The organism is Vibrio sp. 10N.247.310.17, from assembly GCF_041466605.1.
In the GTDB taxonomy this organism is placed as follows: domain Bacteria; phylum Pseudomonadota; class Gammaproteobacteria; order Enterobacterales; family Vibrionaceae; genus Vibrio; species Vibrio tasmaniensis_A.
This window is the reverse complement of record NZ_JBFSTC010000112.1, coordinates 1-15318: the sequence shown is the minus strand read 5'-3', so window position 1 is coordinate 15318 and position 15318 is coordinate 1. Positions and strand designations below refer to the sequence as shown.

General features: G+C 42.4%; 12 protein-coding genes. 7 read left to right on the top strand and 5 right to left on the bottom strand.

The window, feature by feature from the left end; translation table 11 throughout:
- Positions 1-92: 92 nt before the first annotated feature.
- On the bottom strand, positions 93-578 hold the full coding sequence (locus tag AB6D80_RS22020; protein ID WP_004736367.1) for an Lrp/AsnC family transcriptional regulator: 486 nt from the start codon (positions 576-578) through the stop codon (positions 93-95).
- Between the two features lie 122 nt (positions 579-700).
- On the opposite strand from AB6D80_RS22020, the gene AB6D80_RS22015 reads away from it, so the two are divergent.
- Positions 701-1300, top strand: coding sequence for a LysE family translocator (locus AB6D80_RS22015; RefSeq protein ID WP_004736366.1), 600 nt, complete (start codon positions 701-703; stop codon positions 1298-1300).
- A gap of 143 nt (positions 1301-1443) precedes the next feature.
- On the opposite strand, the gene ahpF is transcribed toward AB6D80_RS22015, so the two are convergent.
- Both ahpF and ahpC read right to left on the bottom strand, forming a co-directional pair.
- Positions 1444-3036 (bottom strand): alkyl hydroperoxide reductase subunit F, encoded by a 1593-nt coding sequence (ahpF, locus tag AB6D80_RS22010; protein ID WP_372189597.1) that lies wholly within the window; start codon positions 3034-3036, stop codon positions 1444-1446.
- 198 nt (positions 3037-3234) lie between these two features.
- Positions 3235-3792 carry an alkyl hydroperoxide reductase subunit C gene (ahpC, locus tag AB6D80_RS22005; RefSeq protein ID WP_016798107.1) on the bottom strand — a complete coding sequence of 186 codons (558 nt, stop codon included), beginning with the start codon at positions 3790-3792 and terminating at the stop codon, positions 3235-3237.
- 447 nt (positions 3793-4239) lie between these two features.
- Between ahpC and AB6D80_RS22000 the strand changes: the two genes are divergently transcribed.
- On the top strand, positions 4240-4731 hold the full coding sequence (locus AB6D80_RS22000; RefSeq protein ID WP_081228849.1) for a VOC family protein: 492 nt from the start codon (positions 4240-4242) through the stop codon (positions 4729-4731).
- Between the two features lie 309 nt (positions 4732-5040).
- On the top strand, positions 5041-5493 hold the full coding sequence (locus AB6D80_RS21995; RefSeq protein ID WP_371996693.1) for a septal ring lytic transglycosylase RlpA family protein: 453 nt from the start codon (positions 5041-5043) through the stop codon (positions 5491-5493).
- 202 nt (positions 5494-5695) lie between these two features.
- Here the strand turns inward: AB6D80_RS21995 and AB6D80_RS21990 are convergent, their stop codons facing one another.
- Positions 5696-6943: an esterase/lipase family protein gene (locus AB6D80_RS21990; protein WP_372032036.1), complete on the bottom strand. Its 1248-nt coding sequence runs from the start codon at positions 6941-6943 to the stop codon at positions 5696-5698.
- Positions 6944-7783: 840 nt separating this feature from the next.
- Here AB6D80_RS21990 and AB6D80_RS21985 point away from each other — a divergent pair.
- The 4 genes from AB6D80_RS21985 to AB6D80_RS21970 all read left to right on the top strand — a co-directional run bounded on the left by AB6D80_RS21985 (position 7784) and on the right by AB6D80_RS21970 (position 12518).
- Positions 7784-9880, top strand: coding sequence for a protein-disulfide reductase DsbD family protein (locus tag AB6D80_RS21985; RefSeq protein ID WP_372189594.1), 2097 nt, complete (start codon positions 7784-7786; stop codon positions 9878-9880).
- Positions 9877-10404, top strand: a complete 528-nt coding sequence (locus AB6D80_RS21980) for a protein disulfide oxidoreductase (RefSeq protein WP_372189592.1) — start codon at positions 9877-9879, stop codon at positions 10402-10404. Before AB6D80_RS21985 ends, AB6D80_RS21980 begins: the two co-directional genes overlap by 4 nt.
- 10 nt (positions 10405-10414) lie before the next feature.
- Positions 10415-11140, top strand: coding sequence for a DsbA family protein (locus tag AB6D80_RS21975; RefSeq protein ID WP_372189590.1), 726 nt, complete (start codon positions 10415-10417; stop codon positions 11138-11140).
- 898 nt (positions 11141-12038) lie between these two features.
- A complete protein-coding gene (locus AB6D80_RS21970; protein ID WP_012604442.1) occupies positions 12039-12518 on the top strand; it encodes a hypothetical protein in 480 nt (159 codons plus the stop codon).
- Positions 12519-12658: 140 nt separating this feature from the next.
- Here AB6D80_RS21970 and AB6D80_RS21965 read toward each other — a convergent pair whose 3' ends face one another.
- Positions 12659-14812, bottom strand: coding sequence for a TonB-dependent receptor (locus AB6D80_RS21965; protein WP_372189589.1), 2154 nt, complete (start codon positions 14810-14812; stop codon positions 12659-12661).
- Positions 14813-15318 lie beyond the last annotated feature (506 nt).

Here is a 15318-nt window from a genome sequence, read left to right as displayed (position 1 = left end):
TACTTCTTCTTGAAGATAAAAGCGGCTTTCCCCGGAAAGCCGCGATGAACCTTTTATTTTGCTTAAAGAAAAGGGCTGTCAGGAGAAGTGAACTAGTCCCCAAGAGGCAACTTATAGCTGTTTTTCAACTCTTTAACTGAGATATTCGACTGAATCGCACTTACGCCTTTTACTCGCCTGATGGAGCTAATACGCTCAAAGTACTCTTCCAAATCTTTCGCTAGCACTTGAATCATATAGTCGGCGCCGCCTGCAATGCAGTGACACATAGGAATCCAATCGGTTACTTCGACAAACTCTTCAAACGGTTCCGTGTTTTCGACCTCGTGGTTGCCCAGTGTCACTAGCGTAAAGCCTGCAACATGAAAGCCTAATTTCTTACGATTCAGCTTAGCGGCGTAACCATCGATATAGCCAGTTTCTTCCATGCGTTTCCAGCGACGCCAGCATGGGGTTTCGCTGAGGTTAACCTTTTCAGCGAGCTTACTGTTGCTCATGCGTCCGTCTTGTTGGATATGTTCTAAGATGGCGATATCTGTGTCATCTAACACTTCTTTGGTGGATTCTTTCTGTTTCATGGTGTTTTTAGAAAAGTCTTGCTCAAATTTGGATTGATATTAGCCTATATAGCAATTTAATTCCTAGTCGAATCTGTAAACTCTCTCCGTATAAATACTTTACTTATTAGGAGTGAGAGGAAATGAGCTCTCAATTAATGCTGGCGTTCTTGTTATTTTCAACATCAATTGCAATTACACCTGGGGCAGGCAATATCGCATTACTTGGGATTTCAAGTCGTTATGGGTTTGCTGCGACTTTACCTTTTATCTCTGGAAACGCTGTTGGCATCATCATCGTACTGGCCGGTTCCAGTGTCGGTTTGGTGAGCCTATTTACCCTTTATCCAGAGCTATACAACATTTTGAAATACGCGGGTGCGGCTTATTTGCTGTTCATGGCGTGGTCGATTGCTAACATGCAAATCGAAGAAAGCACCACAGATAAACGTTCAGGTTTTATGTCAGGTGTGTTGGTGCAGGTGTTAAACCCTAAAGGTTGGATAGCTTCATTAACCGTGTTTTCGCAATTCATTACTCCGAATGCAGATTACTTGATTCAAGTAGTGACCATTATCGCGGGTATGGTGATTACCGGTGTGCCGTGCATGTTGGTGTGGGCGTATTGCGGCACCATGCTGAAAAAATTACTGCAATCACCAAAACAGATGATGTTTGTGAACCGTTGCTTGGGTGGAAGCTTAGCGATGGTGGTTGCTTTTATGCTTTATCAACCTGCATAAATCACAAAGAAAAAAACCACTCCTAAATCCATAGGAGTGGTGTCTAAATATCGACTAAGTCGTTAACAGTAAAGAATTAAGTTAACAAATATTTAAGGAACTTGAGTTAAAAGCTTTTAAGTTTTAAGTTTTAGGTTTAAAGCTTAAGCCGTTTCAGCCTCTTTAACTGGAGCTGAGTTACGGATTAGGTGGTCAAATGCGCCTAAACTTGCTTTCGCACCTTCACCCATCGCAATGATGATCTGTTTGTAAGGTACGGTTGTTACATCACCCGCCGCAAACACACCTTTCATTGATGTAGCGCCATGAGCGTTAATTTCAATTTCACCGCGTGGTGACAGCTCAACTTTTGAACCTTTCAACCATTCGCTGTTTGGCATCAGGCCGATTTGAACAAAGATACCCGCAAGTTCGATCTGTTTTAGCTCGTCGGTGTTGCGGTCTTTGTATTCCAGACCGGTTACACGGTTGCCATCACCAATCACTTGTGTGGTTTGCGCCATCTTGATGATTTCGATGTTTGGTGTTGCGTTCGCTTTGTCGATAAGCACTTGGTCGGCACGTAGTGTGTCTGCAAATTCAAGTACGGTTACGTGTTCAACGATACCCGCTAAATCAATCGCCGCTTCGATACCTGAGTTACCGCCACCAATAACCGCTGTTTTCTTACCTTTGAATAAAGGACCGTCACAGTGTGGGCAGTAAGCGACGCCTTTATTGCGGTACTCTTGCTCACCTGGAACGTTCATTTCACGCCAGCGAGCACCGGTACTGGTGATAACCGTGCGAGATCGTAATGTTGCGCCGCTCTCTAGCTCAACGTGGATGTAGCCGTCTTCTGTGTCTTCTGCTGCAATGATGTTCGCAGCGCGCTGCTCAGTCATTATCTCAACACCGTACTCTTTTACGTGCTCTTCAAGGCTAGCTACTAGCTTAGGACCTGTTGTCGCTTTCACGGAGATAAAGTTCTCAATCGCCATCGTATCCATCACTTGACCACCGAATCGGTCAGCAACCACACCGGTACGAATGCCTTTACGTGCCGCGTAGATAGCGGCTGAAGAACCTGCAGGGCCACCACCGACAACCAATACATCAAACGGTGCTTGTTCGTTTAGGTTGGCCGCTTTCTTTTCTGCTGCGCCTGAATCAACTTTGTTAAGGATTTCAGCCAGTGACATACGTCCTTGACCAAATAGCTCACCGTTAATAAACACGCTTGGAACTGCCATGATGTCGCGAGACTTCACTTCGTCTTGGAATGCTGCGCCGTCGATCATGGTTGTCTTAACTAGAGGATTAATCGCCGACATCATGTTGAACGCCTGAACCACTTCTGGACAGTTTTGGCACGATAGTGAGATAAAAATCTTCACATTAAGCTCTTGATTAAGCTCTTTAATTTGTTCGATTACGTCAGCTTTAAGCTTGATAGGGTGACCACCACTATGAAGCAGTGCTAGAACTAGTGACGTAAATTCGTGACCCATTGGCAAACCGGCAAAACCGATCGCGGTGCCTTTCTCTTGGTTCACGACCTGCATGATAGGGCTACGAGTGCTTGCGCTGTCATCGCGAGTCACTTCAATTTTGTCGGTTAAAGACGCGATATCGTTCGCCAGATCTTGAAGTTTGTTCGCGGTGTCGCTCCCATCCAGGCTAAGGACTAACTGAACATTGGTTTTTAGGTTTTCTAGGTATGCTTTTAGCTGCTGCTTCATTGCTTGATCTAACATAATCGTGCCTGCTCTTAAATTCTGTGTTTTGGTATTGACCAATACCTTCTTGCTGAAAAAGGAAAATAAAAAGGGGGCGCAAGTCGGCAAATATTGTGGTGTTGATGTTTTGAAAGGGTGGCGCGCAACTGCCCTTTAGGAGGGGGGCCGAAGCGCGCCTGTAGAACCGTTTAGCTATTCTTGTTAGCTAGGCTTAGATTAAATCTTGCCTACTAGGTCTAGAGATGGAGCTAGAGTCTCTTCGCCTTCTTTCCATTTAGCTGGGCAAACTTCACCTGGGTTAGCCGCTACGTATTGTGCCGCTTTAACCTTGCGTAGTAGGTCTTCTGCGTCACGGCCGATGCCTTCAGCTGTGATTTCCATCGCTTGGATAACGCCTTCAGGGTCGATTAGGAACGTTGCACGGTCTGCAAGGCCTTGACCTTCACGCATAACGTTGAAGTTATTTGTGATGTTGCCTGTTTGGTCGCCTACCATGAAGTATTCAATAGTGCCGATTTTGTCAGAAGTATCGTGCCATGCTTTGTGAGAGAAGTGAGTGTCAGTTGATACTGAGTAAACTTCTACGCCACGAGATTGAAGTTCTGCGTATTTGTCTTGTAGGTCAACTAGCTCAGTTGGACATACAAATGTGAAGTCTGCTGGGTAGAAGAAGAATACAGCCCATTTGCCTTTAACGTCTTGCTCAGTGATTTCTACGAATTCGCCGTTTTTGAATGCTGTTGCGTTGAATGGTTTGATTTCTGTGTTGATCATGTTTTGACTCTCTTTCTAATTTGTAGTGTTTAACGCTATCCCGCGTCGATGGAGATATATTGCATCCGCACCGAAAATTAGTGAAATCGGACATTTCTATAGATTCAATAGGTGATTCCTATCTTTGAAAGGAGAAAGTTATCGACAAAAGCTATCAAACCTCAGCAATACTCGATTTGAGTAGCTATGCTCTTTAGGTTGTTCTCTATATTGGGCTGACCTCCTACTAATGTGAGCGTCTATTTATAGTGTGAGCATGTATGTAGATAGCGTTTCTTTAAGTGAGCTGAAATCCCATGTTAATCTGAGAATAACAAAAAATTATTATTAATATAAATTATGATAATTTCAGTTAATCAAGTTCTCTGCCTATACTCTCTTCATCGAAACGAGATACCGAAGCTAGACTTCGAAAAGCACACAATAAAAAACGAATTGGAGAAAGTTATGAAAATGAATCACGTAGGCATCATGGTTGGCGATATGGACCAAGCGGTAGAGTTTTACACCAAGGCTCTAGGTCTAAGAGTTGTAATGAACAACACTAAAGTGATGGAAGAACGCGAATCAGCAATTGGCCGTATGTGTATCGCTGTATTTGGTGAAGGCTTCAAAGGCTTCAACATTGCTCACCTAGTAACATCTGATGGCATCGGTGTTGAGATGTTCGAAATGGTTGACCGAGAAGATCGTCATAAGGTTGATTTCTCTCGTCTAGGTATCTTCCACTTCTGTCTACAGCTTCCAAAAGAGCAATTTCATTCAGCGATTAAACGCGTTGAAGAATTTGGCGGTAAAGTTCGTATGGACATCATGCGCTACCACCCAGAAGACGACCTAAAACAAGCGCAAATGGTTTACCTAGAAGACCCGTTTGGCAACCTATTCGAGTTCTACTCTCATTCGTACGAAGATACTTACTCGACTGATTACGAGTAATAGTGTCGCCTGCCTTGCATAAGGTGGAAAAACCGAAACACCCCCTAAAGAGGATTGGTAGAGATATCAGTCCTTTTTTTGTGTTTGGATGTTTGGTTGAGTGACTTATCTATATGAAGTGATTAAGAAAGGTACAGATTTAAGGCGTTGCTAAAGTTGACGTTTTGAAGATAAAACCTTTCATGAATATGACGGAATAAAGCGTTGTTCATGAAAACATTGCGCCATCATACCGAATGGTAGCCTTGATTGAGTTGTGACTATACTCAGCACAATATTGCTAACCAACAACAACGAAAATAGAGAAACATGCAGAGATTAGCGTTCCCAAATCACATGAAAAAACGACATATCATCTTTACCGCTCTTATTCTTATGATATTAGCTGGATGCACCTCAACGTCGGCTGTCGGCAGTTCTAAAACAAAGGACTATGCCAAGTCACATGCTCTTGTGGGTAAAGCTTCTTGGTATGGCGATAAATTCCATGGAAAACTCACAGCAAGTGGTGAGACATACAACATGAATGCCTACACAGCGGCTCATAAAACCTTGCCCTTTGGGACGATCGTGAGAGTGACCAATACAGACAATGGCAAGTCGGTCGATGTGAAAATTAACGATCGAGGCCCTTACGTAAAAGGCCGAGTGATCGACCTTTCGCACAAGGCATTTGCAAGAATCGGCAATGTTAAGCAAGGCACTGTGCCTATCAAAATTGAGATTGTTGATGACAGTAATACCTTTAGGTATAAGCACTAAGACTCCGCTTGTATGTGGAACTAAAAGGATTGGTAGAGATACCAATTCTTTTTTTGTGTGGGCATTACTGGGGGATACTAAAGTGGATTTGGACAAATCCGTGTAAGCTCAAATAACAAGTCCCGTCCTAACCTCTCCTTAATCAGCATCTGCTATCAGTAATACTTGAGGTTGATTCACCCATATCCAATACGCCCAGTATTTACTCCTGTTCGGCTCTCAACCAAAACTCAGAAAGATCTTCAAACAAGTCGTCGTTGTCTAAGATGCTTAAATGGTTTTCATCGTAACCAAGAATTTGGTCGGCGTTTAATTGAGCTGGGCGCGAAAGCTGGCTTGATAGGTCAATGACGCCATCATTACTGTTGGTATTAAATAACTCCCCTGAATTGTATCCAAACGCTAAAAAGTGCGGGGTATGGTTTTTAGTTTTACTACCAAATAACTCGGCGATAAATTTTCCGTCTGGATTTAAATCTACCCAGGCTGGCATCACGATAGGGGAGTATTCAATTCCTTGCTTGGCGGATGCCACACCCCCAAACGGGGAAGATATGGTGGTGATGCTACTGACAAAATTGCACAACTGCCCGATTTGGCACTGACGAACACTGTTTGTCACGATAAGCCCACCCATGCTGTGTGCCACCACGTGTAATTGTTGGATCTTGTATTCCGTCACTATGGTATGCAGCAGGTTATTTAAGCCTTTCGAACTTAAAACCAGAGATAAGCCAGAAGGGTAGTTGAATACCCATATTTGGTATTTAGATTGATCGATTTTTTCGATTAATGGAGCAAAATCTAAAGCGGTCGCATTGATACCATGTACAAATAGGATAGGGATTTTAGTTGGGTCGTATTCCGACAAAAAGTAGAGTCCAGCATTGCCTTCAAAAAAGAATGTTACTGGCTGCCACATGCCGAGCTTAGCGTTTTCTCGCTTAAAGGGCGGATCCGTTAAACTCACAACGGTGCCTATATCGACAAGATCCAATTCCACTTCCAGTAAAGAGGACAGTGAGTGATTAACAAAGGCTCTGGGCGCTTTGTTTTCGTCAATGGCGAGTGAAATTCTTACTGTAGAATTGTCTTGGTGATCGTGCAGATTAACGACACTGAATGGTTCGTCAGCTTGTAGGGTTAAATCTTGGTTTTTATCATCAAAGACAAGTAGGTAGTGTATTTTTCTAGATAGCTGCAATTGAATACTGTCGCTATCTATTATGCCGTCGTAGCCATCAACTTCGCTTTTATTGATATCTTTTATCTGTTGAATAACGACGGCTGAGCCCGACGCTGGTTCGGTCAAAATGATTTGGTACTGGTCGGTATAGGCATCAATTGCGTCTATCTCATTCGATAGATTTCTAAAATTACTGCACCCTGATAGCACTGAACTGAGTAACAATGCTGAACTGAAAAATATTGCAGTAAGTAATCGCCTCATTCTAATTTCATCCCCATATCAACAAGCTTCGTCATTCAATCAATAATTTTTATACATAAACAAACAGCATGAGTTTAATACTAGCAAGAAAACAGAGAGTTAGGTCATACGTTGTTCTTGAGCATGTATTGTCTTGGTCCGAGTTTACTTAGTTCACGCTGCTCGACCGCGGTATGGCTGATGTCGATTGTCTTTTCGATACTGATTGTCTTTCCGACCCTGATTGTTGGTATATGATTTTTACGATTCTCAATCGCTTTGATTCATGAAAATTATCGACATTAAGAAAAAAATTGAACTTTATTATTTTAGTTAAGTCGTATTGCTACGTTTACCATAACAAGACATCTGCAGTTTAGATATGATCTCAAGTCGAAACACACATCAGCTAACTCGTAGCGCACTATTATTAGTGGGTTGGGTTATCTGTTTCTGTCTCGCCAGTAATATGAGTTTTATCCAAGGCTGCAAAGTAAATTATGACAACAGTGATTCTGCTATTTCTACTGCCGTGCAGGCAAACAAGATTAGCGATGGTGGCGTTTTTATTGATGGGGCATCTCAATCCCAAGACGGCCAATCCGTCCAAAAATGTGAGTTATCAGAACATCTGATAAATTTTGATCACCACCAAGTCAATGATCAAGCAATATTCACGTACTTCATACTCGTTGTCGTCGTATTGTGGCTGCTAAGTACTGTCCCGTATTTCCCTCCCTTCACTGAGCTAATCCTCCACAAAGGTAGGCGCATCCATCTCAAGGTCTGTGTCTTTAAAGAATGAGAATAAGAGCGTTTAACTAACACTCATATTATTCATTTTTTAAGGAAAAATTAGACATGCCTAAAAGCAAAATGTCATTGCGCTTTGTTGTGCTTTGGCTATTCGTTGCGCTGTGTTCAACATTCACTGTGAACGCAAGTGCGAGCGAATCGATGACTCCTGTTACAACGGGTTGGATGCAAGACAAGTTACATCCGTATGTAGAAACGCGTTTTGTCATGACAGGACAAATTAATAAAGAAGATAAAACCGCGGCGGGTTATCTGGAAGTGAACCTTTCTGATGAATGGAAAACTTACTGGAGAAGTCCTGGCGAAGGAGGCATTGCGCCCAAAATTAAATGGGCTGACTCTAAGAACGTTTCGCAACTGCAATGGTTTTGGAAGTTTCCTCAACGCTTCAACTTGCTCGGCATAGATACGCTAGGCTACAAGCACAACATCATCTTTCCGATGAATCTTCATATTGATGATATGAACAAACCTGTTGAGCTCCATGCAGTGCTGACGATGTCTTCATGCACCACCATATGTGTTCTCACGGATTTTGACATCAACTTGGTGTTTAACCCAAGTGAGATGACCGTGAATAACGACGCGATGCTTGTCTACGCAAAAGCAATGAGCGAAGTGCCGAAAGACTCACCGCTTGTAGAGGGTACATCTACGATTTGGGATGCTCACAAGTCGCAACTTCAAGTTATTGCTACACATAAAATTGGTTGGACTGCACCCGATATAATCGTGGATGGTGATTCAGATGAAATGCAAGATGCTGAATTTGGTATTCCTCACATTGAAATTGAAGGTAACCAAGCCATTGCGACTTATGACGTAAGCAGCTGGATGGGCACACCCGATCTCAACAACCAACACATTCGTGTAAGCATCAAAGACAAAGACTTCATTACAGAATACCCAGCCACTGTTACCAACGGCATTGTGGGCAATAGCTCTATGATAAGTATGGTGATTTTGGCGCTATTAGGAGGGTTGATTCTCAATATCATGCCCTGTGTATTCCCTGTACTTGGAATGAAACTGAGTGGGGTTATTTCTGCTCAAGGCATGGCAAGAAAACAGGTTAGGTTCCAATTCCTTGCATCTGCGAGTGGCATCCTCGCATCCTTCTGGTTAATCGCCACTTTCTTGGCTGTGTTAAAAATATCAGGCAGCGTTATCGGTTGGGGAATTCAGTTCCAAAATGGTTGGTTTATCGGTGGGATGTTTATCGTCACAGCCCTTTTCAGCGCCAACATGTTAGGGCTTTTCGAGATCCGTCTTTCATCGAATACAAGTACGTGGATGGCAACCAAGGGAGACAGTAGTTACGTCGGACACTTTACTCAAGGCATGTTCGCAACGCTATTGGCTACGCCATGTTCTGCTCCATTTCTTGGGACAGCCGTTGCATTTGCTCTTGCCACGACTATCCCGACGATGTTTGGCATTTTCACCGCACTTGCCGTTGGTATGGCACTTCCATGGATCATCGTTGCTGCATTCCCATCGATAGCTTTGGCGCTGCCTAAACCAGGAGCATGGATGAACCGTGTTAAATACCTGTTCGGCGGAATGATGCTAATCACTAGCGTTTGGCTCTTTAGCTTGCTTCGACCTCATGTCCCTCAATTGTGGCTATACGCAATACTGGCGGTCAGTGTTTGCCTATTGCTTGTCAGGTTGGTTCAAGTGCATGGAATCAAGACTGCGGGTGCTGTTGCCTTGCTGCTGTTGAGTGTTATCTTTGCCTCGTTATTTGTCGAGAAGGCAACATCCAAAATTCTGCCACCAGAACCTGAGTGGGAAGCTTTGTCGACCGTAGCCATTGATGATCATGTTGCTAACGACAAAGTAGTTTTCGTTGATGTTACCACTGATTGGTGCGTGACTTGTAAAGCAAACAAGATCGGGGTTCTCTTACAAGATCCTGTTTACAGCGTATTGACTGAAGGTGATGTAGTGCCGATGGAGGGCGATTGGACAGTCCCAAGTGATAGTGTCACGTCATACCTACAAGATCACAACCGTTTCGGTGTTCCGTTCAACATGGTTTATGGCCCTAACGCTCCGGAAGGTATTGATCTTCCTGTCATCTTAACCAGTGATGCGGTGATGGAAGCCATTGAGAAAGCAAAAGGTGGTGACGAATGATGAGAAAAAAAGCTAAGGCAAAACCTCAGTCCAAAAAGCAGAAGTTGAGATCGGCATTACTGTATACCTTGTTCGCATTGGTCGTGGTCTTTGGTGTTGATTATTGGCGTACAAAAGGCGTTCCAATGCAGAACGTTCCGCCAATGGTTGGGATGTCGTTATCCGGTAAACCGATAGATGTAATAGAGATGAGTAAGAAAGAGCCGGTATTAGTTTATTTTTGGACGACATGGTGCGTCGCCTGCAAATTTGTGACGCCAGTGGTTGATTGGTTTTCATCGAGCTATCCCGTCGTTGGTGTATCACTGACTTCGGGTAAAGATGAAAGAGTTCAACGCTATATGAATGCTAAAGGGTATAGCTACGACAACATTAATGACACTCAAGGTAAAATTGCACGCGATTGGGGAATCTCCTTAACGCCAACACTCATTGTTATTAATGATGGAAAAGTAACAAGTGTTACTTCAGGAATTACTACGCCAATAGGTATCGCAGCCCGACTTTGGTTAGCTAAGTATTAATGGGAAAAATATGAAATTCATTACAAAAAGCATCATCACACTATTGGTTACTCTGGCTTTCTCACCCGTCACTTTCGCAATGACAAAACAAGAAAAAATTGCCGAGATAATGCAAATGCTAGAAACGAACGAAGGTATTATCGATTCAGTTCACGACAGTCTAGCTGCTTACATAGATCAACAAAGTAGCTTTGATAAAACGTTAGTTGAGAGTCATGACTTTATTTATAACAACCCACATCACCCTTGGTATGGTTCCGAACATCCAAAACTGACGATCGTAAATATGACTGATTTTAGTTGCCCGTGGTGTAAAAAATTAGACCCTGTTCTTCGAAAAATAGCGGATGAGTTCCCTAATGACATCAAGGTGATAAATATTTATATCCCTCTAAAGGAGAGAGATTCGCCATTGAACTCAGCAACTTTTGGACTCAATGTCTGGAACAATGACAAAGAAAAATACAAAGCAGTTGAAGAGATGTTGATCAGTAAGCCTGGTATTCACAACGTTCGTTCGATAATGAAAGTAGCGAAGAAGAACAAAGCCACCGATTATGTTTCTTCAGACAGTGAAATAGCGATTGAAGTTGCTGAAAACTATAACTTATTTACGAGGCTGGGTGTTCGGGGTACACCAGCGATGCTAATTGATGGAACATTGCTCCCCGGCTACTTGCCATACGAAAAACTATATCCAATAGTAAAGGCTAAGCTAGAAGAGAAAAGTAAATAGAATAAATTTACGATAACTTAATTATTATCTTTGATGGATAAAAAGCCCTATTGATTAGGGCTTTCTATCATTTAAATATTAATTGTAAAAGTAGATTACAAATTAATAAACAATATACAACGCAGCTAGTCCAAATATGCCTAGAAAACTCAGAACACCACATGTCGAGTACAACAACAGTCTCATTGTTAATTCCTGATTACAAAAAATTATTAATAGTATTTACTTTTATAAATTGTCTTATGTGCAATTTAAGGGCGTGGGGTTGACAAGGTTATATTAAAATAGCACCTTCAGATAAACTATCACTTAACATTTAGTTAGAGTTTTCCATGCTGAAATAATTCCCTTTACTCTGTGTTTTTTACGAAGTAATTAGAGATTGTTTATTTTTAATTTTTACAGGTTGATATTCCATTTTGTTTCTTGTGTGGTTGTTATTTGGGTGGGTAATACGTGAATGTAAATTGATTCATAGAGTGGGAATTAACTCGAAAAACGGAAACTAACTCGTAGAATGGAAGTTAATTTCTCTAATCTGGGTGATCAAGTTATCCTCGATGAGGACTGATACGCTCTCGATTAAGTTGTTATCAACACCGTTAAATACGTTCACGTTAGTGATTAGCTTTTTCTTAGTCTGCACCTTTTGGAAATGAGTGTGTGTCGCTGATGGAGTCATCATATGGGGGCAGCATTTGAAGAATGGCCATTTGGTGACAGTGATGAATTGGGTGTGTTTTTGCTATTGCTATAAGAGAAGGAAGGGGGATTTCTGTCGAATCATTAATTTGAATAATGATTATTGGTGGTGTCACAAAATGGTAAGTTTTGCTCCTTTTCGAGCGATAAGATGTATTTCAAATCAAGGCGACTTATCAAATTAGAGAGAGACAGAATGACTAAATCAGACAAAGTTTACGGGTTCAACACACCACAACGTCTATTCGTAGGTTACACGTTAGCTGTGCTGGTGGACTTAGTGGTACTTAACTTTTTCGATGAGTACTGGGACTTCGTCAACATTGAGTCTTTCACTATTTCTTTGATAGCGGCGTTATTACTGCAGTTATTGTTGAAACTCTCTATTGGCTTAGAGCACAAGATTGCCGAGCACTTCAAAAGTAAACCGGGTACTGCGCCTAAGGTTTATCGCGCCATCACGACTTACATCATCTTGGTGGGTTCAAAGTTCGTGATGCTAGAGGCGATTAACTTATTGTTCGGCGAGAAGGTGAGCTTTACAGGCCCTTGGAATGGTGTAGTGGCGTTCTTCGCCGTGGTATTTACGATTCTCATTGCTGAAGTAATTGTATCGAAGATCTACTTTGCGCTTGATGATAAACAAGAATCAAACTTGAAAGAAAAGACAGCTTAAGCATGAGTAGAATTAAACATAGGGGAGTTCGGAATGAACTCTCAATTGAAAAGGGTTGGCATGTTTGCCAACCCTTTTTGTCTTTTAGCCATCCCACACTTTAGAGTAAGCGACTAATTCAGCTTATGTTGACCGATTAATTAGTACTTAACTTGGTAGTTCAGAGTGTAAGTACGGCCGCGGCCTTTGTAGTCATACGCTGCTGAGTCGTAATGAGACGAGTAAAGGATCTGAGCTCGTTGACCCCAAACTGTGGTGTAGTCTTTGTTCAGTAAGTTTTGAATACCAAAACCTAGACTACCGACAGGAAGCTGATAGGTACTCACTAGATCAAACACGGTGTAGCCATCAAGTTTGTTTTTGTCGTCTTCGTAATCAAACATAGTTTGGCTTTGTACTTTTACAGATAGGTCTGTGTCATACCAACCTGCCCAAGCACTTGCTTTAGAAGTACTTGCACTTCCTGCAGATACATCTTTCCAACCGTCGTTACCTTTCACTTCAGAGGTGACGTAGTGACCAGAAGCGCCCAGTTGAATGTTGTCATGTACCCAGTAAGAAGCCATCGCCTCTAGCCCGTACACTCGCTTTTTGTCATTGATGTTTTCAATCAGCAATGTCTTTCTGTTGTACTTCACTGATTTGTCAGATTGTGAGTAATAAGCCGCGGTTTGCAAGCTTAGCTCGCCAGTATCAAGGCGGTAACCTAACTCGAAACTGTTGGTTTTGATACCAGACATTTTTGAGTCATTAACGTTGATGCTGTCGTTGAGTTTCCAGTGATCACCAACGAGCTTGTAGCTGCCTTGTCCGTAGTATTTAGCTGGGTCTGCAAGGTCGAAACCTTGCGAGAAGTTTGCCCAAACTTGAGACTCGTTATTAAGGTGGTAGATCGTACCTAGGTTAAATAAGCCAACACCGTAATCAGTTTCACCACCTGGTACTGCGTCTGCTGTTTTGCCTTTACCAGCAGCAATTTTCTTCTGCTGGCTGTAGCCGACAAAATCATCAATCTTGTTAGAGATGTATTGGTAGCGGAATCCACCTTCCACCGTCCAATCATCGGTGATCGCATAGTCAGATTGTATAAAGCCTGCGATAGAGCTGACTTTAACACCTGCATAGCGACCCACTTGTGCATAGGTCTTGTTGACTAAGTTGCCTGAATTGTTCGCAATGGTGCGATCGTAAAGCGCTTGATTGCTATCAAGCTGATCTTGATACGCATCGATACCATAAACAATATTGAACTTATTGAAGCTCTTAGCCAGTGCTGTTTTTAATGAAATAACATCGGTAATTTGTTGACCAGAAGATTGGAAGTAAGGCGTGTAAGTTTGGTCTTCTTTACGGTATGAAGCTTCAGCAATAAACTGATGCCCAAGGAATTGATCATCGACGTAAGAGGCACTCAGCATGATGCGCTCAGTTCCGTGTTCGCGATCCGAGTAAAACCCTTTACGTACGCCAACAAAATCGCGCCCGGTGATGTATAGACCGTAAGGAGAGTTTTGCTGGCTATCGTAATATTGTGCTAGGAAGTTGAGCTTTTTGGTCTCAGACAGGTTCACGCCGACAGTTGTCAGGAAATCTACCGTCTTGTTGAACTGCAGTGAGCCTTGTGAAATGTCAGGAGTAACAATATCGCCATCTGCATCGAATACACCTTGTGTCTCGGTGTAAACCACAGAAGAGCGAGCTTGAACTTTGTCGTTACCGCCAGAGATAGATTGACCGACTTTGTAATCGAAATCTTCACCTGAATTAAAGCCCGATGAGCCACCGACATAAGATTCGAATTCTAACTCTTCACCTTGTGCTTTTTTGGTGATGATGTTGATGACACCACCAGAAGCACCGGCACCGTAGATAGATGTTGCACCCGATAACACTTCGATGCGATCAATGTTAAATGGGTCGATTGAATCTAAGTGGCGGCTGATTTGGCGAGAGGATTGCAGTGATACGCCATCGATCATAACGAGCATCTTACGGCCACGTAGATTCTGACCATAGTTAGTACGAGCGCCGCTGCTTACATCTAAAGAGGGAATGCTCGCCGATAGAATTTCACCTAATGATTTACCGCCACGGTATTCCTGTTCGATTTTATCTGCGTCGATGTACCAAACTGTTCCCGGAATATCGCTGATCGCTTTAGGCGTTCGGCTTGCGACAACCACCATGTTTTCTTCGGTTGTGTATTCTTGTGCTTGGGCTGTAAACACTGTGCTTGCTGCGACAATCGCTAGCGTAACGGTGGAAAGCTTGAAACTTCCTTTTTCGGTTTTCATTTTGTTCTCAATCTTGATCAATAAAAGGCTGCACAAAGACTCATATTTGTGCGATGACTTTGTTTTTTATAAGTAAACAAGCGTTCATCTTTACTGGTTAGTAATAAATGAAGCCTCCTAAATTAGAAAAGAGGTTAACAGTGGTCACTTACTTATGGCCCCAAACATACTCATCTCGATATCTTTCAAGCTTGTATACGTTCGCATTCACGCCACCTAAGCGGTTACTACTTCTATAGTTAAAGTACGAAGTATTATCGTTTACTTTATCAATTCTAAATAAGAATCATTATTATTGTGTTTTTGTTGCGAAAATACAATATGAAAATGCAATTTTATTTTATAGATTTGGAAACACTTGTTTGCCGAGGGGGTTAGTCACTCGGGCTGAACAGAGCCAGTGCCTTGTTCCGCAAGTGTTTAAGCGGGTGTGAACCATATAATTCAGAAGGCGGTGTTTTTCAAGGTAGTTGTCATCATTTGCTTGCTTATTAAGCAGCTTCTCT

What these genes read in the sequence shown, in the direction of transcription:
- AB6D80_RS22020 (WP_004736367.1), bottom strand. Translation starts at nt 578, where the DNA reads ATGAAACAGAAAGAATCCACCAAAGAAGTGTTAGATGACACAGATATC.
- AB6D80_RS22015 (WP_004736366.1), top strand. Translation starts at nt 701, where the DNA reads ATGAGCTCTCAATTAATGCTGGCGTTCTTGTTATTTTCAACATCAATT.
- ahpF (WP_372189597.1), bottom strand. Translation starts at nt 3,036, where the DNA reads ATGTTAGATCAAGCAATGAAGCAGCAGCTAAAAGCATACCTAGAAAAC.
- ahpC (WP_016798107.1), bottom strand. Translation starts at nt 3,792, where the DNA reads ATGATCAACACAGAAATCAAACCATTCAACGCAACAGCATTCAAAAAC.
- AB6D80_RS22000 (WP_081228849.1), top strand. Translation starts at nt 4,240, where the DNA reads ATGAAAATGAATCACGTAGGCATCATGGTTGGCGATATGGACCAAGCG.
- AB6D80_RS21995 (WP_371996693.1), top strand. Translation starts at nt 5,041, where the DNA reads ATGCAGAGATTAGCGTTCCCAAATCACATGAAAAAACGACATATCATC.
- AB6D80_RS21990 (WP_372032036.1), bottom strand. Translation starts at nt 6,943, where the DNA reads ATGAGGCGATTACTTACTGCAATATTTTTCAGTTCAGCATTGTTACTC.
- AB6D80_RS21985 (WP_372189594.1), top strand. Translation starts at nt 7,784, where the DNA reads ATGCCTAAAAGCAAAATGTCATTGCGCTTTGTTGTGCTTTGGCTATTC.
- AB6D80_RS21980 (WP_372189592.1), top strand. Translation starts at nt 9,877, where the DNA reads ATGATGAGAAAAAAAGCTAAGGCAAAACCTCAGTCCAAAAAGCAGAAG.
- AB6D80_RS21975 (WP_372189590.1), top strand. Translation starts at nt 10,415, where the DNA reads ATGAAATTCATTACAAAAAGCATCATCACACTATTGGTTACTCTGGCT.
- AB6D80_RS21970 (WP_012604442.1), top strand. Translation starts at nt 12,039, where the DNA reads ATGACTAAATCAGACAAAGTTTACGGGTTCAACACACCACAACGTCTA.
- AB6D80_RS21965 (WP_372189589.1), bottom strand. Translation starts at nt 14,812, where the DNA reads ATGAAAACCGAAAAAGGAAGTTTCAAGCTTTCCACCGTTACGCTAGCG.